Origin of the sequence: Streptomyces spiroverticillatus (assembly GCA_014650415.1) — a bacterium.
GTDB classification, from domain to species: domain Bacteria; phylum Actinomycetota; class Actinomycetes; order Streptomycetales; family Streptomycetaceae; genus Streptomyces; species Streptomyces spiroverticillatus.
Genome location: BMUX01000003.1, coordinates 670567 through 692721, shown reverse-complemented (window position 1 = coordinate 692721; position 22155 = coordinate 670567). Strand labels below are relative to the sequence as shown.

At 68.9% G+C, this 22155-nt stretch carries 13 protein-coding genes, 1 tRNA gene, 1 other RNA gene and 1 pseudogene; 9 read left to right on the top strand and 7 right to left on the bottom strand.

Features of this window, described 5'->3' with window-relative positions:
• Positions 1-105: 105 nt before the first annotated feature.
• The 4 genes from IE269_RS11250 to ffs form a co-directional block, all read right to left on the bottom strand.
• Positions 106-1743: a M48 family metalloprotease gene (locus tag IE269_RS11250; RefSeq protein WP_229897536.1), complete on the bottom strand. Its 1638-nt coding sequence runs from the start codon at positions 1741-1743 to the stop codon at positions 106-108.
• A gap of 406 nt (positions 1744-2149) precedes the next feature.
• The gene (gene purD, locus IE269_RS11245; protein WP_189822687.1) at positions 2150-3400 is read right to left on the bottom strand and encodes a phosphoribosylamine--glycine ligase; all 1251 of its coding nucleotides are present in this window, start codon (positions 3398-3400) and stop codon (positions 2150-2152) included.
• A 414-nt stretch (positions 3401-3814) separates the two neighbouring features.
• Entirely contained in the window at positions 3815-6016 is a 2202-nt protein-coding gene (locus IE269_RS11240) for a DNA polymerase III subunit gamma and tau (protein WP_189822686.1), read from the bottom strand.
• A gap of 89 nt (positions 6017-6105) precedes the next feature.
• Positions 6106-6202: signal recognition particle sRNA small type (gene ffs, locus IE269_RS11235), an RNA gene on the bottom strand.
• Positions 6203-6320: 118 nt separating this feature from the next.
• Between ffs and IE269_RS11230 the strand changes: the two genes are divergently transcribed.
• From IE269_RS11230 to IE269_RS11215, 4 genes are all read left to right on the top strand, one after another.
• Positions 6321-6405: transfer RNA gene (locus IE269_RS11230), tRNA-Ser, on the top strand.
• A 525-nt stretch (positions 6406-6930) separates the two neighbouring features.
• On the top strand, positions 6931-7452 hold the full coding sequence (locus IE269_RS11225) for a hypothetical protein (protein ID WP_189822685.1): 522 nt from the start codon (positions 6931-6933) through the stop codon (positions 7450-7452).
• 604 nt (positions 7453-8056) lie between these two features.
• The gene (locus tag IE269_RS11220; RefSeq protein WP_189822684.1) at positions 8057-10342 is read left to right on the top strand and encodes a hypothetical protein; all 2286 of its coding nucleotides are present in this window, start codon (positions 8057-8059) and stop codon (positions 10340-10342) included.
• A gap of 227 nt (positions 10343-10569) precedes the next feature.
• Entirely contained in the window at positions 10570-11193 is a 624-nt protein-coding gene (locus tag IE269_RS11215; RefSeq protein WP_189822683.1) for a hypothetical protein, read from the top strand.
• Positions 11194-12042: 849 nt separating this feature from the next.
• On the opposite strand, the pseudogene IE269_RS11210 reads toward IE269_RS11215, so the two are convergent.
• The 3 genes and pseudogenes from IE269_RS11210 to IE269_RS11200 all read right to left on the bottom strand — a co-directional run.
• A pseudogene (locus IE269_RS11210) lies at positions 12043-13257 on the bottom strand (tyrosine-type recombinase/integrase); the annotation flags it as partial.
• 11 nt (positions 13258-13268) lie between these two features.
• The gene (locus IE269_RS11205; RefSeq protein ID WP_189822681.1) at positions 13269-13571 is read right to left on the bottom strand and encodes an excisionase family DNA-binding protein; all 303 of its coding nucleotides are present in this window, start codon (positions 13569-13571) and stop codon (positions 13269-13271) included.
• A 141-nt stretch (positions 13572-13712) separates the two neighbouring features.
• A complete protein-coding gene (locus tag IE269_RS11200) occupies positions 13713-14276 on the bottom strand; it encodes a helix-turn-helix transcriptional regulator (protein WP_189822680.1) in 564 nt (187 codons plus the stop codon).
• A gap of 269 nt (positions 14277-14545) precedes the next feature.
• Here IE269_RS11200 and IE269_RS11195 point away from each other — a divergent pair, with 269 nt between their 5' ends.
• From IE269_RS11195 to IE269_RS11175, 5 genes are all read left to right on the top strand, one after another.
• Positions 14546-16066, top strand: a complete 1521-nt coding sequence (locus tag IE269_RS11195; RefSeq protein ID WP_189822679.1) for a DnaB-like helicase N-terminal domain-containing protein — start codon at positions 14546-14548, stop codon at positions 16064-16066.
• Positions 16067-16473: 407 nt separating this feature from the next.
• Complete coding sequence (locus IE269_RS11190) at positions 16474-17442, top strand: DUF2637 domain-containing protein (RefSeq protein WP_189822771.1); 969 nt, start codon at positions 16474-16476, stop codon at positions 17440-17442.
• Positions 17443-17538: 96 nt separating this feature from the next.
• A complete protein-coding gene (locus tag IE269_RS11185; RefSeq protein ID WP_189822678.1) occupies positions 17539-18162 on the top strand; it encodes a MobC family plasmid mobilization relaxosome protein in 624 nt (207 codons plus the stop codon).
• Positions 18163-19836, top strand: coding sequence for a relaxase/mobilization nuclease domain-containing protein (locus IE269_RS11180; RefSeq protein ID WP_189822677.1), 1674 nt, complete (start codon positions 18163-18165; stop codon positions 19834-19836).
• 239 nt (positions 19837-20075) lie between these two features.
• On the top strand, positions 20076-22070 hold the full coding sequence (locus IE269_RS11175) for a hypothetical protein (RefSeq protein WP_189822676.1): 1995 nt from the start codon (positions 20076-20078) through the stop codon (positions 22068-22070).
• Positions 22071-22155 lie beyond the last annotated feature (85 nt).

Genomic DNA, 22155 nt, shown 5'->3' with positions numbered 1-22155 from the left:
CGTTCGTGGGACTTCGCGGCGCGGCGGCTGGCGTGCGCAGCGGAGGGGCCTGGGGGTCCTGGGGGCCTGGGGTCCCGGGGTCCTGGGGTCCTGGGGTCTTGGGGGTCACACCAGGCGCACCGGCTTCTCCGGGCGGACGCCCAGTTCGGCGAGCCAGTCGCGCAGCGGGCCGGGGTCGCCGTCCTCGACGAGGCTGAGGACCGGGCCCGCCAGGTCGCTCCGCCGGACGCCCTCGACCAGCAGGGACGGGCCGTCCAGCCAGTCCAGGCCGGGTGCCGCGCCCGCCGTGTCCACCGCCGCGCAGCAGACCATCGCGGTGACGTGGTCGGCGAGCAGGTCGCGGCCGGTGCGGGGCGGCTGGATGGGGAAGACGGGCAGCGGGTCCCCGTCCCAGGCGCCGCCGTCCATGAACTCCTGGCCGTCCCCCAGCGCCACCGGCACCGGGGTCGGCGCGGCGGCCTCCTCGCGGGCGGCCTCGGCCGTGATCCCGGCGGCGAGGGCGTCCGTGCGCTCCTGGTCGCTGCGGCCGTCGTCGGGGCCCGGGGCGCCGGTGAGGGCTATGGCCTCGGCGGCGAGGTGGTCCATGACGCGGGCCAGCGTGGGGCCCGTACGGTCGCCGCCGGTGCGGCGGACGCCGAGGCGGTCGAGCACGCGGTGCAGGCGGGCGGCCTCGGTGCGCCACTTCCGGTCGACGACTTCTTCGGGGTACGCCTGCCAGTCGACCGGCGACCAGTCGGGTCCGGGGGTCGCGGGCCCGCCGTGGAACAGCCGGGCCGCCAGCAGCGAGGCGGCCTCGTCGACGGCGCCCGGCTCCTCCAGGAGGTCGCAGGCGGGCCGCTCGCCGAGCCGGGAGGCGAAGCCGTCGGCGAGGCGGTCGCGGCGGGAGAGTTCGGTGAGGGCGGAGACGACCCCGGCGTCCAGCCGGGAGGGCCAGCGGCCCATCCGCCAGGCGGGCAGCGCGACCCGGGTCAGCAGGCGGTCCCAGCCCGCGTAGGCGAGGCCGACCTGCTCCTGGGCGACGATCCGCAGCCCGTAGTCCACAGCCTGTGCCCGCTCGGAGGCGGCGGCGGCGACGCCCCGCTCCAGCTGCGTGATGTGCTCGCGGCAGGCGCCGAGGAGCAGCCGGGCGATCCGCCCGAGCGGAAGGAGGGCGATGCGGCGCACGACGCCCTGGCCGGGCTTGGCGGCGATCGCGACGGCCGCGTCCAGACCCCGTACGAAACGGCGGGCGGCGGCTATGTCCGGGTGCGCGGAGGGTCCCGTACCGGCGACGACCGGGGCGAGGACGGCGCGCAGCTCGGCGACCCGCATCCACCACAGGAAGGGCGACCCGATGACCAGCACCGGGGCGGTCCCGCCGCGTATGGACTCGGCGTCGCTCTTGCTCACCGAGGGGTGCGAGCGGTCCTCCAGCCAGCTGTCGCAGTCCGGCGTGAGGGCTATCGCGGAGGGCGCGGGCACGTCGAGCCGCGCGGCCAGGTCCCGTACGAGCCGGTAGAGATCGGGCGCGGACTCCTCGCTCAGCTCCACCGTGGGCGTCACGGCGGGCCGGGCCCGCGCGACGACGGCGGCGACCACGAGCCCCACCAGCAGCACCACCAGGGCGACCCCGGAGACGGCCCAGCGGGCCGCGTCCCAGCCCGCGCCCGTCAGGCGCCCGGTGACCCCGCCGGCCAGCAGCACGACGGCCGCGGCGGCGGGCAGCAGGGCCGCCCCCACCGCCCGGCCGCGCACACGCAGCACGGCACCGGCCCGGGACCGGGCGGCCTGCGCCCCCAGCTCCGTACCGAAGTCGCCGCCGTCGCCGGAGGAACCCGGAACACCCGAACCAGAACCTGACCGAGAACCGGGGCCAGTGGAACTGGCACCGGAATCAGACACACCGGACACGACCGGATTCACCCCCTCTGCCCTGCTCGCCCACCAATGGGTTGCTCACATCCCCACTGTGGCACCCGCCACTGACATCGCAATGTCGGTGGGCCAAGTGCCGGAACGCTTGCGCGGCACCCTAGTTGGGGCTTCCGCACGAGTCATCCGGATGGGCGAGCCGTCACCCGATGGAATGGCTTTGGGCAAAGGTGCTGGCTTCCCGGGCGAATCCGGGACTCAGGTGTGCTGCTGTCGTGTCGTGCCTGCTGGGGCGGTGTCAGACCCCGGCGGCCTTCGCCGCGATGTCCGTACGGTGCTGCGACCCGTCCAGCCGGATCCGTTCGACCGCGCGGTACGCACGGGTGCGCGCCTCGGCGAGGTCGGCCCCGGTGGCGGTCACCGACAGCACGCGCCCACCGGCGCTGAGCACGGCGTCGCCGTCCTGCTTGGTCCCGGCGTGCAGCACGTAGGCGTACGGGGCGTCCTCGGCGGCGATCTCCGCGAGGCCCTCGATGGGGTCGCCGGTGCGGGGGGTGCCGGGGTAGTTGTGCGAGGCGATGACGACGGTGACGGCGGCGTCGTCGCGCCAGGCCAGCGGGGGCAGGGCGTCGAGCGTGCCGTTGGCGGCGCCGAGCAGGACTCCGGCCAGCGGGGTACGGAGCCGGGCCAGCACGACCTGCGTCTCAGGATCACCGAACCGGGCGTTGAACTCGATGACCCGCACCCCACGACTGGTGATCGCGAGCCCCGCGTACAGCAGCCCGGAGAACGGCGTCCCGCGCCTCCTCAACTCGTCGACGGTCGGCTGGAGCACGGACTCCATGACCTCGTCCACGAGCTTCGGGTCCGCCCACGGCAGCGGCGAATACGCGCCCATGCCGCCGGTGTTGGGCCCCTGGTCCCCGTCCAGCGCACGCTTGAAGTCCTGCGCGGGCTGGAGCGGAAGGACGGTCGTGCCGTCGGTGATCGCGAACAGCGACACCTCGGGCCCGTCCAGGAACTCCTCGATGACGACGCGCTCGCAGGCCAGGGCGTGCGCCCGCGCCTCCTCGACGTCCTCCGTCACCACGACGCCCTTGCCGGCAGCCAGCCCGTCGTCCTTCACCACATACGGAGCCCCGAAGGCGGCGAGCGCGGAGTCGATCTCCTCGGCCGTGGTGCAGACGTAACTCCGCGCGGTGGGCACCTCGGCGGCCGCCATCACATCCTTGGCGAAGGCCTTGGACCCCTCCAGTTCGGCCGCCTCCCGGGACGGCCCGAAGACCGGGATCCCGGCCTCCCTGACGGCGTCGGCGACGCCCGCGACGAGCGGGGCCTCCGGGCCGACGACGACGAGACCGGCGCCGAGTTCGGTGGCGAGGCGCGCGACGGCGGCCCCGTCCATGGCATCGACCGGACGCAGCTCCGCCACTTCCGCGATGCCGGCGTTGCCGGGGGCGCAGTAGAGGGCGGTGACGTCGGGGTCGAGGGACAGAGAGCGGCACAGGGCGTGTTCGCGGGCGCCGCCGCCGATGACGAGGACCTTCACGGGGTGAAGCCTAGGGCCTGCGGTGCGGCCGAATCCCTCCGGGGCTGGAGTTCCCTCTCAAGGGGGCGGGGGCGGAGGCTTGTGCGTTGCTACGAGGGGGCTGTCCGCGCCCCTTCAGGGGCACGGGGCTGCACTGGATCTGCGGCCCCGCCGCGCGGGCAACCCTGCCCGTACGGGCCGCTCGCTTCCGCGCCCCTTCAGGGGCGCGGGGAACTGCGCGCCCAGCCACCCACTCATCCGCACGGAACCGGTCCCATTGCCCCGCGGGTTTAGGTGAAGGGGCGGGGCTGGGGACCCCTTGGCCCAGCGGGGCGGGGCCGCACCTACCCGGCCCCGGGAGGCGACCCGCGGCCCGGCGAACGCACGCCCCCGGCACGGGCACCCCGGACACCCCCGAAGCGCCCCGCGAGGGGATCACTCGTTGACGTACTCCTCGACGACACTCGCCCCCAGCTCCCGCACGATCAGGTCGTACCCCGACAGCGCGTCCTCCTGAAGGTCCGGATCGTCGTCCTCCGGCACGTCCTCCTCCGCGGACACGGGGGGCCGCCGCTGCGGACCGGGATCCGGCTGCGACGGAGCCGAAGGAGCCGGAGCCGGCTGGTACGACACCTGCGGCGCAGGCGCGGCGGCGGGCGCGGGCGCGTACGACGTCGCCGCCTGCGACACAGCCCCGCCGCCCCCCTGCGCCCCCATGTCCTGCGCCGGACGCGGCGCCGCCGGGGGCGCGGGAGCCCCGCCACCACCGAAGCCGCCGCCACCAAAGCCACCGCCGCCGCCGAAGCCCCCGGAGGGACCCGCCGGACCGCCCCCGGCGCCCCCGCCCCCGCCCGCGTCCACGACCGACTCGATCCGCCACTGCACCTGGAAGGACTCCGCCAGCACCTGCTTCAGCACGTCCTCGCTGCCGCTGCTGGCGAAGTTGTCCCGCGCACCGGCGTTGAGGAACCCGACCTGGAGCGTCGTGCCGTCGAAGCCGGCCACCTGCGCGTTCTGGCTGAGCAGGATCCAGGTGAAGCGCCGCTTGTTCTTGACGGCCTCCAGGATGTTGGGCCACATGTTCCGCACCTGCGCGGCGCCCTGTGCCGCAGCCTGGCTGGGCGGCGCCCCCTGGGCCGGCCCGGCGGACGGCGCGGCAACCAACGGGGCGGCGGCCTGCGGCGGCGCGACGGGCTCCGGCCGCCCCGCCCCGGGAGCGGAAGCGGTGGGCCACCCGCCGGGCCGCCGCACGGGAGCCGGAGCCGGGGCCGCCGGGGCCTCAGCCGCCGGAGCGGGCGCGACAGGTGCCACGGGAGCCGCAGGCGCCACAGGAGCCACCGGCGCCGCCATCGGCGCGGCAGTGGGCGCAGGGGGAGCGACCTGCGCCGGAGCCCCTTGCGCCTCGGGCCCCGGAACGTATCCGACCGGCGGCATCCCCGGCATGCCCCCGCCCTGCACGAAGCCGCCGCCCCCACCGCCCCCGTTGCGCTCCAGCCGGTCCAGCCGCGCCTGCACCGACCGCTCGTCGTCGAAGGCCGCGGGCAGCAGAACCCGGGCGCAGATCAGCTCCAGCTGCAACCGCGGCGAGGTCGCCCCCCGCATCTCGGTCAGCCCGGAATTGACCAGATCAGCAGCCCGGCTCAGCTCAGCCGCCCCGAAAACGGACGCCTGCGCCTGCATCCGCTCCACCACATCGGCAGGGGCATCAATGAGCCCCTTCTCCCCGGCATCCGGCACGGCCGCCAGAATCACGAGATCCCGCAGCCGCTCCAGCAAGTCCGCCACGAACCGCCGCGGATCATTGCCGCCCTCGATGACCCGGTCGACGACCTCGAACGCAGCCGCCCCGTCCCCCGCCGCGAACGCGTCCACGACCGAATCCAGCAGCGACCCGTCCGTGTACCCGAGCAGCCCCGTCGCCATGGCATACGTCACACCGTCATCAGCCGCACCGGCGAGCAGCTGGTCCATCACCGACATGGAGTCTCGTACGGACCCGGCCCCGGCCCGCACCACCAGCGGCAGCACGCCGTCCGCGACCGGGATGCCCTCCTTGCCGCAGACCTCGCCGAGGTAGTCCCGCAGGGTCCCCGGCGGCACCAGCCGGAACGGGTAGTGGTGCGTCCTCGACCGGATCGTCCCGATGACCTTCTCGGGCTCCGTGGTCGCAAAAATGAACTTCAGGTGCTCCGGCGGCTCCTCGACCACCTTCAGCAGGGCGTTGAAGCCCGCCGAGGTGACCATGTGCGCCTCGTCGATGATGTAGATCTTGTACCGGCTGCTGGCCGGCCCGAAGAAGGCCTTCTCCCTCAGATCACGCGCATCGTCCACACCACCGTGCGAAGCGGCGTCGATCTCGATGACGTCAATCGACCCACGGCCGTTCCGCGCGAGGTCCTGGCAGGACTGGCACTCGCCGCACGGCGTCGGCGTCGGCCCCTGCTCACAGTTGAGACAGCGCGCCAGAATCCGCGCACTGGTCGTCTTTCCACAACCCCGCGGCCCGCTGAACAGGTACGCGTGGTTGACCCGGTTGTTCCGCAGGGCCTGCATCAGCGGGGCAGTGACATGCTCCTGCCCGATGACCTCGGCGAACGACTCGGGGCGATAGCGGCGGTACAGCGCAAGGGACGACACACCTACGAGGTTATCGGGACCCACTGACAACCGGCCCCGCCCCGACCCCGGGACACCTCACCGAGCACACGAAGACACCCCGCCGGGAACGCAAAGACCCCCCACGCACCCGCCAGAGCCGACCTACCCTTGCTGCCTTCCGGCCCTGGGGGAGTTCAGTCAGATAGCGCCACGTGAGGGGCTGACGCCCACCCTAGCCGATGCCCCCCACCAAATACGACCCGGGCCCACCTGCGGATCCTCACAGCCCCCGCCCAGGGAACGCGGTCGCAAGCACCCCTCAACGTCTTGTATTGTTTGCGGCGGAGGATTCGCCTAGTGGCCTAGGGCGCACGCTTGGAAAGCGTGTTGGGGGCAACCCCTCACGAGTTCGAATCTCGTATCCTCCGCACCCGCCCAGCAGGGCAGATGAAGGCCCCGACCGGTTCACCGGTCGGGGCCTTCGTCGTGCCGTGGTTGCAGTTTTGGTTGCAGTTGCCGCGAACGATGTTGCTCCCAAACGACTCGATGGCCAACACCAGCCATCCCGAAGCCGGAACGGGGCACCTCCAGCACCCTGCGGGTGCTGGAGTGGTCACCCGCAGCCGCCTGGGCGTTCTCTCCCCAGTGGAGTGAATGCGCCGAGCCCACCAGATCCCTGACCACACCCCCCAAGGCGCCTTCTCATTGCATGTTGTCAGCCATCGTCGAGTGAGGCCGGAACGCCCGCACCTGGGGCAATCAGGTCGGATATGCAAGATTCAGCCGCCTTCGACATCTGCCATCCGCATGTGACTGAATCCCGACTCCCCGCTTAGTGATCACTTCCATACTGTGAGTCACGCTTTTGCCTGGGTGGCGATTGATCACGACCGCGGCGACCGACTATGACGGGCGCCCCGGGGCGCAACGGGGAACGGGGAGGGGTACGCATCATGGATCCGCTGACATTTCCGATGCTCGCCGGGACGATGCTGACCGAAGCGGTCAAGTTCCTGTTCGATCGAGCGGGGGCCGTGCTCGACAGGAGGGCCGGGCGCGTACCGGTCGAGGAACCAGAGCAGGTTGCGGGGCGGTCTGACCTACTCCAGGTACGGGTTGCTGAGCTCACAGACACACGGGCTGAGCGCCTCATGCACGCCCAAGGCGCCCTACGCGTATACCTCTCGCGCCCTGAGCTGCTGGATGGCGAGGACGCAGGTCTCCGTGAACTCCTTGGTCAGCTGCGCCGAGACTTGGAGGAGGTCTACGGCTGCGGGCTGCCCTTCGGGAACGAGCACCGCCCTCGGCCCGGGGTGGAGGTTTCCCAGCACTCTGATGAGATCGCAGGCCAGCAGGTTGGGGTCCGTGCGCAGGGAATCACAGCAAAGGGACAACTGCACGTCGTACAGACGGCAAAGACGATTGCCGAAACAGGCGAGCAAGTCGGGGTACACCTCGAAGGTCCGATCGGCTGAGGGCCGGCACCAGACGATGACCTTCGACTACGACCGCACCCCGTCCAACAACGAAGACGACGAGCAGCGCCGAAAGTTAGACGAGTCGCAACAGGCGCCCTCAACAGGCGACGACGCCTCGAAGCGAGATCCTGATAGTTCGCTGGAGGACGCTTCCCTGGGCCGGGATCGGGTTGAAGCCACCTCACCCGTGGCAAGCGAGGATCCGACCTCGGATCACGAGGCACCAGGGCAGCCCGATGGCTCCTTCTCTGGGGCTACCCCGTTCGATGCTCAACGTGCGATCACTTCTTTGGACGCAGCCTCGCCCAGAGAAGGGAGGCCAGAGCGCCACAGAGTTGCTTCTGAAACAGCACAAGGCAAACCGGATTTCCCTCTGGACGAAGAGTCAGCTTCGACTTCCTCGTCGACAGCGGGTTGGGGCCCCGGTAACATCCCTCAGCCCAGAGAGGCTGAGGCCCAGGACACACAAGCGGGTTCCATACCTCCACCAGAGGGCGCGGCCCCCGGCAACACCACCCCCCACGAACCGACTTCCAGCCCGGTTTCCCTCGTCCGTGTTGACCCGATACCTCCCAGGCGGGAGGCTCCCGAGCCATCTGCAGTGGAAGCCTTCCGGCATGCGGCACTGCTGCAACGTGCGCTGGTCAATCACGGCGAGATGATCGGCGTGAAGAATGTATTCGAGCAGACGCTCGACTCTCACGCCCCAATCCCCAGCGGCTATCTGGACGTGGTCCGCGAGGTGTACGCCGAGCCGTACGCAACGCCGATCGACGTACAAGACGGCACCCATGGCCAGCACCGCAGCTTCGACGGCGCGTACGCACTCCTGCGGCCTGAAGGCTCTGTCCTGGTTCTCGACCGGCCACCGGGCACCAGCCGAACCATCACCGCCTACGCGCTGCTTGCCAGGCTTGTGGAGGACGGGCTCGTCAAAGAGGTTTGGCCGGTCTCATTCGGCGGCTCGCAGTACTTCCCCGCAAAGCGCCTGCCCCATGAACACCACCGCGGATATGTGTTGGAACTCCCTACGGATGAAGACGACTTCGAAATCCACGAGTCCTTCGGTGCCAATGTCGAGGCCATCCAGCACACACTCGCCAAACGCCACTGCCGACTCATCGTGCTTACCACCCCTGAGCAGTGGCGGCGCATCCGTCGTGGCGCGCCGGAAGGGATCGCACCCCCGCTGGGCAAGGCCCGACCCGCAGACATCGCCACTCGCTGGCTGCGCGCCGAGCAACCCGGATTCCCGGTGGACGAGTGGCTGAGGAATCAACAGATCCAGACGCTCCTGGAGGGGCAAGGACCCACCGAAGTTCTGCGCATTGTCGAACTCATACAGGAAGCTCGACGGGATGCGCTGCGAAGCGTCACGTCCGGGTCGCCCGGCATCAACGCGCTACAGCGCCGGCGCGCGGAAGACGAAGTTGATCTGCCAGCGTCTATCGCGGAACAGGCTTCCAGCGTTGCTGCCGCCCGCAAGAACTGGGAAGACGATCTCTACACATGGCATGAGAAGCCGGGCCGTACCAGCTTCCAGCGCAACTTCCTGCTGGCCGCTTCCGTGCTACGTGGAGCCTCTGTGGGCCACGTCTACGCCAAGGCCGCCGACCTGACAGAGAAGCTTGAAGACGAGAAAATCAAGGTCACAGGGCAGCAGGCACCCGGTGTAATCGCTATGACCCGGGCTATCAGCGCGGAACGTACTAGCGACGGCACAATCAGATTCACGCGCCCGCACTGGGACGATGCAGCACTGGAGTACTTCTGGAACGACCGCCCTCTCTCCCGCGGCCCGTTCCTGGAGTGGCTTGCGCAGGCGCCGCTGGATGAGCCCAAGGAGGCGTTGGAAAGCGTCGGCCGGGATGATCGGCGTGCTCTAGCAGAGCGCATCGGCGAGTTCGCGGTCCGCTGGGCAGTCCGCCACCGTCGGCAGGAGCCGCTGGAAGAGATCGTCAAGGCATGGCACGCGCAAACCAAGGACAAGGGCGACAAGGCCAAGGACAAGGGACTGTGGCCACTCGCTGTAGGGCTCCTCGACAGCGCTGCCGTTCAGCCTGCCAGTGCGCCCTACATCCAGGCCATGCTGCTGTCCTGGGCCATGCGCAAGGACCTCTCCCTTCAACTGGCAGTCGTCTCGGTTTGCACAGGAGAGTTCGGCCGCACGCATACCGGCAAAGCGCTACGCCGGCTGCGACACACCGCGATGTTCGACCACCCCGACGTGGCGAGTGCCCTTCAGGACGCGGTACGCACGTTGTGGGCAGACGTCTCCGTCCGGCGCATGCTCTTCGGATATGTCGTCGAGTGGTGCGGCATGGAAAAGATCAGGGGCACCGTGGGGCTCAGAACCTTCGCTGCGCTGGCCGCATCTGCACGGCCCGATGGCGAGGGAATCCCGCTGCTTCTCGACAACTCAGATGCTGAGGAAGAGGACAGTTTCCGCCCACCAGTGGCCGGGCTCGTCAGCGGCTGGCGGACTCTGTTGAGACAGGGACCGGGGCCGACCGAAGACCGAGAGGTGGACAAGGCCGTCTACCTGTGGCTCGATGCCGCACTGCATCACCCCGCACTCAAAAGCCTCATACTGGACTCCCTGAGGCGGTCGGTAGACGTACGAGGAACGGAGGAGGGACGGGCTCTACGCGAAACGCTGCGCACTTGCGCACATGGCTGGGTTCAGGGTCCAGGGCGCCCATTCGCCGATGACCGGGAAGCCCTGCGGCAGGAATTGGGAGCGCTTCTCGACAGCGATCTCTACACGGCGGTGCAGCATCGACATGCGGGCAACGAACCCGATCCTGTTCGTGGGCCGGCCACGCAATCTCCCCAGAGAGCTTCAGGTGTAGAAGACCTGGGCAACGATGGGATCGGCGCCACGTGAGGAAGCTCCTCTCCTGGGCGCACCGCTCCCCCTCATCAAGAGTTGCTGCTCCCCCCACCACCTGGACGTACAACTTTACTGACCGTCCTGCCAGCTGCGACCCGACGCTGCACTTCACAGCCCGGGTCCAAGTGACGTGGCAGCGTACGTCCGATTCCACCGCCGATCCCCGCACTGCGGCGCGTCTCATTCGGACGCTCATCAACCAATGCGCCTCCAGTTGTGACGTGTTACGCCCCGACGCGGCCGAGCAAGACCTCGCAGCAGCGCTGCGGACCCAGCTCCCACTACATGGAGACGGGGTTGAAGTGGTGGGTGGTCGCGTCCAGCTCACCGTGGACGAGGCCACGCACACAGCAGCTTTGCAGGCGGAACGCCTCCGCCAAGAACATGCTCGTGAAGAAACCCGGCGCCATCAGGAGAACATTCGCGACGAAGCGCGAAGACGCGATGAGCACGCGGCCGAAGAGGCCCGGCTGCGCCGGGAATATGAGCTGGATTCCTTGGCCCGTCGGCAGGCTCGTGCACGCGAAGACTTCCTGCGCCGCGAGATCCTCGCCAGTCCGGCGTCCGCCCGTCTCTACACACTTTTAGAGCGCTCCGCAGACTACTGGCCCAGGCTTGGCGGGCCACCTGCCGGCACCGACCTGTCCAGTCTGGTGCGCGAGGTCCAACAGTGGCATCCACAAGAGAGCTGGGTAACGGTCGCGCAATTGCTCCACGACTTCGTACTCGGCCTCTCGTTGGAAGGACGTAAGGAATTCCTGACCATCCTCGCGAACGCCGTCCATGTACACGGCGACGAAAAACGAGCCCAGCTACTCACCAACGCGCTAGGAGAGCAGGAGTGAGAACCTCAGCATTGAGGTGGCTACTGGACCCGGCGACGAGCCTCCTTGCCCTGCATCTCCGAGGCCAGGAGAACAAGCCGATGTCCTACGACGCCGCCTGGCGACTAGCGCGTGTCACCCGCCACCCCGGCGAGCTGGTCTACCGCATGCACGGTCATAGCCCGGAGGATCATCCCCCGAAGCAAGGGTGAACGCACTGCCAGTACCAGGCAAGGGGATCAGTTGTGCTTGTGTGCGGATCTGCCGGAGCCCAACAACCGAGTTAGGGCCCCAGCAGATCCCAGCAAATGTTGATCACCACACCTCTGTATCTCCATACTGATCAGGACGCTTTGCACGATCTACAGCCTGTGCACACGCCTCGGCGAACGCGGCTGCAACGGCGCCCTTGTCCGCGCCTCGGACCTGCGCCTCGACCTCCTGTCCGAGGCGGCGGGTGGTGTGCCAGCGCACCGGCAGATCGGTGTAGAGCTCGGTCTCGAACTCCCAGGCTGTGATGGACCATTGTTCATCGCGGCCGATATTGAGCCGATCGCCACCAGGCAGGTACACGGCGTGGGCGTGATGGACGATCCTGCAATCGGGCATGCGGTCGCGGACAGGCCGCGTGCCGCCAGAACCCTTGGCCACCCACTTCTCCCGATCCCACTCCTCAACCTCCGCCGGTTGGCCGGGGTGGTCGGCGCCCCATCGTGAGGCCACTGCATCCGCGTGCTCGCGGCGCAGGAACGGGATGCGTCGTTCGCCCAGGAGCGCCACGTACACCGTCGGCTCCGTCGGGACGGGGCTCTGGCTCGGGCCAGGCACGGAGCCTCCAGGGGCCGGTTCGATGACGTCCAGCCTCGGGCCCCACAGCAAGCCCCCAACCTTCGCCGCCGTCTGCTGGAGCACCGGGCTCGTGACGTGCTGGTAGCGGCGGCGCATTCGGGCGGACTTGCCGGGTTCCCAGCCCATGATGCGGTCGACGATCGAATCGGAGACGCCGAGGATGAGCAGGACCGTCGCGGCGGTGTGGCGTGCGTCGTGGAGGCGGCCGTCGCGGACCTTGGCCGACTTCAGGAGGTCCTTCCACCGGTGGAAGTCGGTGTTGGGGTTGAGGGGCTCGCCGGTCGGCGAGGTGAAGACGTACCCCTTCTCCGTCCAGAGGTCGCGGGCCAGGAGGCGCTCGCGTGCCTGCTGGTCCTGGTGTTGGCGCAGCAGGCGTGCCAGCTCTTCGGGGAGGCCGATGGAGCGCTTGCCAGCGCGGGTCTTGGTGTCCTTCGTTTCGCGCCGGATGTTGGCCTTCTGGGGGCAATAGCCGGGCTTCCGGCCGCACTTGTCACCGCAGCCGTGCTGGTAGCGGGGGCGTAGGCGACCGCGTCGTACGTCGAGAACTCCGTCCTCGAAGTTGACGTCCGTCCACTGGAGACCGAGGACCTCGCCCTGGCGTAGGCCGAGGGCAAGCGCGATGACCCAGCGAGCGGTGTTGCGGTGCTTGCCCGCTTCGAGGAGGAGGCGCTGGATCTCCTCCAGGGTGTACGGCTCGACCTCTTCCTCCTCCACCTTCGGTGCCTTGGCGATCGCGGCCGGGCTGGTGGCGAGGTGCCGACGACGCGTGGCCTCGTTGAGGGCGGTGCGGATGGTGCGGTGGGCCTGGTGGGCGGTGCCGGCGGAGCTGCCGTTCTCCCGCATCTTCTTGTAGAAGCGCTCCAGGTGCTCGGGCTCCAGCTTCTCCAGGCGGTGGGCGCCGAGGCCGGGTATGAGGTGGTGGTACACCGCGACGCGGTAGCCGTCGATGGTGTTCTCCGAGACACTCGGCGCGGCGATGTTCTCCACCCAGTGGGTCAGCCAGGTCTTGACCGTCCAGGTCTGACCGGCCTTGGTGACGCCGGTGGAGTCGCGCTGCTTCTCCAACTCGCGTACGGCCTTGGTGATCTCGGGGCGCGTCTCGCGGCCGACGTGGCGTCGGTCGGGAGTGCCGTCGTCCTTGACGCCGACGGTGACGTAGCCGTGCCAACGGCCATCCTTGCCCTGGAAGATCGACGAGGCGCCGTTGGGCTGGCGGGACTTGGTGGGCTTGTTCATGTACGCCTCCCTCAAGCCGCAGTGCCGAAGTCTTCTCGGCCGAGGCGGCATTGGAGGAACTCGTTCACCGCCTCGACCGGGACACGGCGCAACCGTCCGACTTTCGCGGAGGGGATCTCGCCGGAGGAGATGAACTTGTACAGCGTCGTGCGGCCGACGCCCATGCGGCGGGCGGCCTCGGCCACAGTGAGGCCGACGAGGGTGCCGTCACCCTGGTGGCCACCCCGCGCGGCTATGAGCGCGCGGAGGGAGTCCTCAGAAACGTCGAGGAGCTGGGCGATCTGGGCAAGGGGCAGGGAAGTGCTCTGGGGCAAGGAAGCTCCTTGACCGGCGGGCGCGGGCGGCAACCCGGGCAGCGGTGCCGGTCGATCGATTTGGCATGGCGGTTGTGGGACTACAGGGGGCTGTACACGGGTCGTCGGCGTTCGCAGCGCCGAGATGACCGTGCGGAGCGGCTACGAGGCAGGGGGCTCGTCGGTCTCGTCCGAGATGGCCATCCGGTCGGGACCGAGCCAGCTCTGAAGCCTGTGAGTCGAGCCGCGGTGGCGTCGGAAGTCGTCTCCGGAGGCGACCTCAAGCTCGTGCATGAGCATGACCTTGACCATGTCCTTGTGCTCGGGATGAGCCTTGGCGTAGTCGTCGAGTTCGGCCATGATCCGGTCTTTGGCCTTGGCCAGGGCCCGCCATTCCTTCCACTTCTCGACGTACTCGCCGACAAGCCGTCTCACCAGTGGGTTCATCAGCTGGCCGGGAGGGCTGGTCAGGTCATCGAGGGGCAGGTCGAAGACCTTGCAGAAGCCGAGCGCCTCGTCGAGGTTGACCCTGCGGCGGGGCTTGCCGCTCTCAATCCGCCAGATCGCAGACTGGTTGATCGGGTGGCCGGCCCTGGTCATCTCCTCGGCGAGTCTCGCCGTGCTCCAATCGCGTGCCTCACGCTCCATGCGGATGCGTTCAGCCACGTGGTTCTCCGGTTCTGGCCGGTCGGTTCCGGCGCGGGTCGCACCGTCTTCGCCGCTCATCGTTCCCACCTCCTCTCACTCTGGGCCACGGCTGCACAGCCGTGGCCGATGAGAAACAGCTAACACTAATCCTATCTGCATCGCAAGGCATTCCCATTTGAATTATTGCTGGTAGGCTTGTACTGCTCCCGGACGGGGGTGGACATGAAGAAGCCCCCGGCGCTGCGAACGCCGGGGGCAAAGCAGAAACCCCACAACCGCCATACCTAACGATTCGACCGGCCCGGCCGGGGTTGCCGCCCCATATGGCCTGCCGGGTGAGGAGTTCTATGTCCCAGCGTACGACCCCGCCTGCCCGTATGCCATTCCACGACGAAGACCCCACCGGGGCAGCAGAGCCTCCTTTCAACGTGGAGGCCGAACGCGCCGTGCTCGGCGCCTGCATGCACAAGGCCGACGTCATCGACGCGGTCCGCCCGATCCTCGGGGACGAAGCCTTCTACCGGCCCGCGCACGAAACCGTCTGGCGAGCGCTGCTCGACCAGCACCGCGAGGACAAGCCGACGGACCCGATCGCCCTCACCGAGGTGCTCCAAGCGCAGGGCGACCTTGAGCGTGTAGGTGGCCGCACCTACGTTTTCCAACTCGCCGACGTGCTCTACGGCACCGGCAGCGCGGAACACCACGCGGAGATCATCCGCAAGAAGGCCGACCTGCGGCGCTTGATCGCATCTGCCGTCCACACCCTCCAGCGGGCCCAGGAGCCGGGTGCCGATCCCGAGGCCATTCGCAGCGAGGTCGAGACCGAGGTACGTGCCGAGCGCGAACGTGCACTCGCCTCGGGCCAGGGCCGTCTGTCCCGCTTCGCCGTGGACGGGTGGCGCTTCGTCAAAGAGTCGGGCGCGGACGCCGAACCCCTGTGGGGAACCCGCGAGAAGACCCTCTGGGCCCCCGGCGAGAGCCTGATGATCGTCGGCGCACCGGGCGTCGGCAAGACCACCCTGGCCCACCAGGTGATCTTCGCCCGCCTCGGCCTCCAAGAGACCGTCCTTGAGATGCCGGTCGCACCGAGCAGGAGGGTGCTGTACCTGGCCATGGACCGCCCCAAGCAGATCGCCAAAGCGATGGCCCGCCGCGTCTTCGCCACCGACGAGGCGATCCTGCGCGACCAGCTCATCGTCTGGCAGGGCCCGCTGCCCGCCACCCTCGACAAGGAACCCGATCTCCTCGCCGACCTGGCCGCCGCTCACCAGGCCGACACGATCGTGATCGACAGCCTCAAGGACGCGGTCAGCACGATGGTCGACGACAGCCTCGCCGTCTCCTTCAACAACGCCCGTAATCGCGCTCTGCGGAGCGGTGTGGAGGTCCTTGAGCTGCACCACCAGCGCAAGACCGCTGCCGACGCGCCGCGCGGCCAGCGCCCCAGCCTGGACCAGGTCTACGGCTCCACCTGGATCACCGCAGGCGCGGGCAGCGTTCTGTTCATCAGCGGCCGGGCCGGCGACCCGGCCGTCACCCTGCACCACCTGAAGACGCCCACCGGCGAGGTCGGTCCGCTGGACGTCACGCACGACCACAAGCACGGCACCACCACGGTCGACCCGGCCAGGGACCCCGCCGTCCTCATCCGTAACGCCCCGAACGGGCTGACCGCCCGCGACCTGGCCATCGTCCTCATCGGCGGAGGCGACCCCGAACGCGCCGACGTGGAGAAGGCCCGCCGGCACCTGGCCCGCCTCGTCGAGGGCGGCCTGGCAACCAAGGCAGACGGAATCGCGGGTGGTGCGGGAGGCGGGCAGCAGGCGCGCTACTACGCGACCGCCCGTCATCTCAGCGCCATCGGCTGAGCTCCGCCGGACCTCACGGGACGATCACGCGACCGTACACGCGGGCTCTGTGCCCGCACACCGCCACGAAGCGCTCCCACCGCACACGCTCATCGCGAAACCGCAGGTAGAGCGATCACGCCTGCGTCCACGCCGCACACGCGCCCAGGCGATCACGAGCAGGCCCCCCTTTAGAAGGGGGCCTGCGTGTACGCCCCCCTCCGTGAACGCCGTGCACTCTCACCGCACAAGACCCTCTCCCCCCTGCCTTGGAGGCCGCACCCTTGCACTCCCCTGCCCCAAGTGCCCCGTCAGCCATACGCGGCATCCGTACTGGCATCGCACCGCTCGCCTCGACCGCTGAAGACGAGGCCCTCGAACGAAGTAGCGATGCTCGCCGAGTCCCTGCACCTGCTGGGAACGGCCAGCTGAATCGCAAGGGACGCATCACCCTCGTCCTGGGCTTGGTGGCCGTCGTCCTCATGGCCTTCCGGGTCTCCTGGAACGCGCTGTCCGACGTGGCCCGAGCCATCGGCGCTGACTCCACCGCCGCCCTGCTCTACCCGATCGTGGTCGACGGGCTGATGACCCTCGCACTGATCGCCACGCTCGTACTGACCGGCACCGACCGGAAGTTCGCGCTGCGGGTCCTGGCGACCTACACGATCGCCAGCCTCCTGCTGAACTACGTGCACGGCCTCGTACCGGCCCTCCACACGGAGTCAATCCGGTGGGGCCGACTGGCCGACTGGGACCCGGCGAACTGGGCCCTTGTCCTGCTGGCAACCTCGCTCCCGGTCGGGTCGATCTACTTCGGGTCGGACCTCGTGGCGAAGGTGCTGCACCACGCCCCCAAGTCGGCCGACTCCCCCGAAGGTGCCTCCGCCCAGTCGGTTGGCCAGCAAGCTGACCGGTCGGCCAACGAGCAGGCCCCAGAGTCGATGCCTGACCAGCCCGAACCCACTCCGGCGGACCCGACCGAGTCGACCTCTGTGGAGGGCGCCGAGGCGCCCATGGCGGGGCCGACCGTGGGGACCGAACCGGCCCCCACTGTCCGATCGCTCAAGTCGGCCGCCGTGGCGAAGTCGACTGGAGCCGCCCCGCGTCGGGCAACCGGTCAAGTCCCCGCTGCCGCCAAGTCGACTGCCGACCGGACCCGCACAGATGCCGAAGTTCTCGACGAGGCAAGGCTCCTGACCGCCGACTGGAGCGAGGACCAACTGACCGCCGAGCGTCTGCGCAAAGAACTACGCATCGGCCTGGTCCGAGCCCGCACCGTGCGCGGCGAGCTGCGAGCCGAGCGGAACGGTCGGGCCAAGCCCACCACGAAGGATGGCTTTAAGGGCGGGCCAGTCGAAGGACACGACGAAACCGCGCCCCTCGGCAACGCCGCCTGACCCTTCCCCTCTGCTGCGACCCGCCCTCACCACTCGACACGAGGGCGGGCCCTGGGGCGGGCGCTCCGTCTCGCCCCCACCGATCCTGGAGAAACCGTGCACGAACCCCACCTCGAACTCACCACCGCCCAGCCGGAGATGACCGCCGTCCTGGCCCCAGACGGAGCAAGGTATGACGTTGGACCGTCCAAGGGCCGGTCCAACGCAGCCTCCGCCCCGGGGGTGGCGGAGGTTCCCTGGAGCGAGGGCGCACCAGGGACAGAAGGCGGGGTCGTACGTGCTGCCGACGAAGCCGCCCTGTACCGCGTCGCCCGCCGCCGCGCCCGCCAAGACGTACAACGCAAAGAGCGTGTCGACGTCCGCTACAGCTCCGACGAGAAGACCGCCATCCGCGCCGAGGCCCGTCGGCTCGGCCTGGCCGGCGCCCACCTCGTCGGTGCGATCGTCCTGGCTCACCTGGACGGTGACCTCACCCTGCCCGGCCAGCGCACAGCCACCGACGACCTGATCGATGAACTCGCCTCCCTGCGGATGCAGGTGGCGCGCATCGGTACGAACGTGAACCAGATCGCCCACCGCCTCAACAACGGTGGCGACCCACACCCTGTGGAGGCCGCCGTACTCGCCGAAGCAGGGCGGGTCGTGGCCCTGGTGAAACAGGCAGCCACCGCGATCGACACCGCCGCCGATGTGGCCGCCACACAGCACCGGGCGGCCTGATTGATAGCCAAGATCGGCAAGCCCGGCCACAAAACGAGGGGCGTCCTGAACTACCTGTACGGGCCCGGCCGCGCCAACGAGCACACCGACCCCCACCTCGCCGCGTCCTGGGACGGCTTCGCCCCCGACCCCGGGCGCGACCCCGACGCCACCCTGGCCCAGCTCACCGCCGCCCTCGACCTGCGCGTGAAGCAGGCTGGCAACAAGGCCCCGAAGGGCCACGTGTGGCACTGCTCGATCCGGGCCGCCCCCGAAGACCCGCACCTCACGGACGACCAGTGGGCCACCATCGCCCGCCGGGTCCTGAACTCCACCGGCATCGCGCCAGCGGGCGACCCTGACGCCTGCCGCTGGGTCGCCGTACGCCACGCCGACGACCACATCCACATCGTCGCCACCAAAGTCCGAGGCGACCTCCGGCCACCCCGGAACTGGGACGACTACCTGCACGCCGCTGACGAACTTGCCGCCATCGAGAAGGAATACGGCCTGCGCCAGGTGCCACGCGGCGACCGGACCGCCGCCAAGCGACCCACCCGTGCCGAGAAGGAGAAGGCCCACCGCACCGGACACACGAAGACCGCACGCGAACGCCTGCGGACCACCGTCCGCACGGCGGTGACGGCCGCCACCAGCGCCGAGGAGTTCTTCGCCGTCCTCGAAGGAGCGGGTGTGCTGGTGGACATCCAGCGCTTCCCTTCCGGCGACATCCGCGGATACAAGGTCGCCTTCGCCGACGACACCAATGCCGCCGGGGAACCGGTCTGGTTCTCCGGCTCCACCCTCGCCCCCGACCTGTCCTACCCCAAGATCAGCGAACGCCTTATGGCCACTGGGGCCGCCCCTACGAGCCGCCCTTCCGACCGTCGACGTTCAGCCTGGCAGCAGGTCACCGACGCGGCCGGTCAGCTCCCTGACGTTCTCGACGAGACCGACGACGCTGTCGGGCAAGCCCACATCACCGTGCTCGCCGAAGCCCTCGACGCGCTGCCCCTCATCGCCCCCGCCGCCTACAGGCACCAACTGGCCCAGGCGGCAACGGCCTTCGAGCGGGCAAGCCGCTCATGCATCCGCGCCCAGCACCAACAGGCCAAGGCCACCCGCCGGGCGATCAAAGCAATCCTGCGCGAACCCGCCCCCAAGGAGGGAGCCCTCTTCGCGATCCTCCTCGACGTCCTCCTCCTGGCCGTCATCGCCGCCCAGCACTGGCACCGCACCCGCCACCACAGCCAGCAAGCCGAAGCCGCCCGCCAGGCAGCCGAGCACCTGCGCACCGCCTACCGAGCCGCTGCCGTCCAGCCCCTGGCGGTGATCCACCAGCGCGGTCTCCGACTGACCGTCGCGGTACAGCAGCGGCAGGCCACCCTCGTGCGCCGAGCCCTACCGGACCTCGCCGAGCAGATCCTCACCGAGCCCGGCTGGCCCGCCCTGGCCGCCACCCTCGCCGAAGCCCAGAGGGCGGGCCACGAGCCGACCACCCTCCTCGCCGAAGCCACACGGCGGCGGGAACTCGACACCGCCACCTCGATCAGCGAAGTCCTCTTCTGGCGACTGCGAACCAGCGCACACCTGCCCACCACCCCGCCCGCCCCCAAGGCCCGGCGCACCCCGCATATGGCCCCTGCCTCACGGTCGACGCCCAGGGCAGCGAACGACTCACACCGTCGGCGCTGACCGCAGAAAGCGGCTGGATATACCCGACGATCCCCAGTTCGCCAAACCGGAGATTCTCCAGACCCTCAACTGAGCGCACGGCGGGACGGCCTGGTGGGCATCGCTTACCAATCTTGAACGCCACGGCACCCCGCCGAGAGCGGACCATGGGCCAGATTCAAACAACAGTCACACTTAGCTCCGCTGAGGCATTAGCATCCCGCCATCTACCACTCTTCGCACCAGGAGCCTCACCTATCGTGACCGTCGAGCCGATATCCAAGTACCCGGACCCGTACACGTCCGACACTGTCGAACGCTTGATCAAGGCCGCACTGGCTACCGACGGCATCAACGCTCCCCGCGAAGCGCTGGCTGCCGCATTCGCCTACACCGCCGAGCCGGTCGAAAACCTTCTCGTCACCGAGCACGGCCGCGATCGGATCAACCCCGCCCGCCTGCGGACCGTGCGCGTAGGGGGCGAAGAGGTCAAAGAATTATCGATACAGCTCTTCGGCTGCTTCGGCAGTACCTGGGAGCGCAACGAACGCAATGGGACCCGGTGGGCTTCCCCTGCCGACCCTGTCTCCGCCACTGCCGAGTGGAGTCTTCCCAAGGTTGAGGTATGGCGCGGTCCCGACGGCGAACGTACTGCCGCGCTGAGCGTCACGATGAAGAACGTCGACCACGTCACCCAGGTGATTGGCCGCGCTTCGGAGCTACTCGCCGAGGGCAGCGGGCACCGCGGCTACGATCTCGCTTCTGACCTCATCCTGAACGGGCAGGAGAAGTCCTGCCTGATGGTGGCACAGGTGTACTGCACCCCTGAGGGCGAATATTGGGCCTGGCCCACCGTAAAGGGCAACAACCGGACGAAGTGCCGTCACCAGATCCTGAACACCAACCAAGCGGCACTGCTCGTGTCGCCAGACACGACGGCAACCCTTCAACATTGGACGAATGAGCGCAACGCTGAGCTGGGGCATGCCGATTCAGACGATCACTCGGCGCGCCTTGCGCTTCAGGTGGCCGTTGTCGAGGCCAGACTCGTCGTTGGATGCGTCAAGCCTGAGTTGCTTTACCAGACGGTCCAGGCCGGGAACCGGCGCGACCACATCCATGCAAACCTGGAGTTCTCGGCGAACGATCAAGACCGCGCGATCGGCCGCCGCGTCCTGGAGAAGTACCGGACTGCCAGGCTCATCGACGACACCATGTTCGGGGTACTCGCCGGAGACCTGCCAGTCACGGATCTACGTGAGTGCCGACCTGGCGCAGGGGTCTGCGAGCAGCGGGACCTGCGCTGCATGCTGTTGCTCTCTCAGTTCTTTCCGGTCACGGGCGACCGTCGCCGCCGCGTAATCCGCAGAGCCATGGCTGAGCCCGAGGTACTGGACGCGCGGCACACGGCCGAGCGACTACGCGCATACTCCGCGCTGTGCTCGGCGAGCTGGCCAGTAGCGTGGAACCCTCGCGTGGACGACAACACGGTCCAGGTCATCAACGCTCGCGCTGGCGTCACCCCCAGCGATACGAGCGTCGTGAATCTGCTGGCTGTCGCGGATAGGGACGATGACGCATTCGCCGAGCTGATCCGCTACCGGGCACCACAGTGGCTGGCTGCATACAAACTCGCCGACCCCGATCGCGGCTCTATGGGCGCCCAGTCCAACCGCAGTGCTGATAGCGATCCCGAGCCCAGCATCCGAGCCCGGCGAGGCATCCCGGACGTGCTTAAGGCTATGAACGCTCAGCGAGCGCAGGCAGTGGGGTTGCTGCGTGAGATGGCCATAGCGATGGAGGAAAGCCGTGCTCCGCGGCGCGTAAATACCTTCGGGATCCCCGACCCCACGGGCAAGCTTGCAGACCAGGCATGGTTCGACAGCGCGTTCCCCAAAAACACGGGCTCGCGACTCCCCAAACCCCCATACGTCGCGCCCACGCCAGCACCAACGTCAGGCAGGAGGGGCCAGCAGCCGCTGTTCCGTGCGCTGCCCCCACCGAGCGACCGCGAACTCGCCGACAGAAAGAAGGCGGGCGTCCGCAGCCTGTTGGAACAGATCGAGTCGCTCGCCAGGGATTTGGTAATGCGCGTCGATGACGCACGCAGCCATGCTGCCGCTGCTGACATGAGCCCGGCATGGGAGGCAAACGAATCCGAGCGCCTCAACGTCCAGGCAGGGAACATCATTGAGAGCTTGAAACAGGCGGCGGAAGGCACCCGGCCGCCCGAAGAGGAATCTTTTCGCGATTAGACGCCGCTACCGCAAGGAACCCAGTCTGCCTGAGCGCTTCTACAAGCTGCGCGCAGGCGGACTGGCCTCTCAGAGTGTCGCTCCT